This is a genomic window from Paenibacillus taichungensis (assembly GCF_003287275.1).
GTDB classification, from domain to species: Bacteria; Bacillota; Bacilli; order Paenibacillales; family Paenibacillaceae; genus Paenibacillus; species Paenibacillus taichungensis_A.
On record NZ_QEVW01000052.1, the window covers coordinates 1 to 617 of the forward strand.

General features: G+C 60.6%; 1 pseudogene. It reads left to right on the plus strand.

The features are described 5' to 3' along the window. Nucleotides 1-617 (plus strand): annotated as a pseudogene (locus DC345_RS31390) (hypothetical protein); the annotation flags it as partial.

A 617-nucleotide genomic window follows, 5' to 3' on the forward strand; every position in this document is an offset into this window, starting at 1 on the left:
AACGTATCCAGCGGGTCAAGTGGTTACGTTTGATGGCAGCACGTATATTACCAATGTGGCATCGCCAACAGGCACACCGGGAACATCGCCGGATTACACATTATTGGCGGGTGCAGGAGCCACGGGTGCCACAGGGGCAACCGGCATTGGTGTAACGGGCGCAACCGGAGATCCCGGTGCAACGGGCGCCACAGGTGCGGGCCTGACAGGCGTCGTCCCATTCGACCCAGCAGTAGCGCCAACCTACCCAGCGGGTCAAGTCGTGACGTTTGATGGCAGTACGTATATCGCGAATGTGGCATCGCCAACAGGCACCCCAGGAACATCGCCGGATTACACGTTGTTAGCTGGTGCGGGAGCCACGGGTGTCACAGGGGCAACCGGCATTGGTGTAACAGGCGCAACCGGAGATCCCGGTGCAACGGGCGCCACAGGTGCGGGCCTGACAGGCGTCGTCCCATTCGACCCAGCAGTAGCGCCAACGTATCCAGCGGGTCAAGTGGTGACGTTTGATGGCAGCACGTATATTACCAATGTGGCATCGCCAACAGGCACACCGGGAACATCGCCGGATTACACATTATTGGCGGGTGCAGGAGCCACGGGTGCCACAGGGG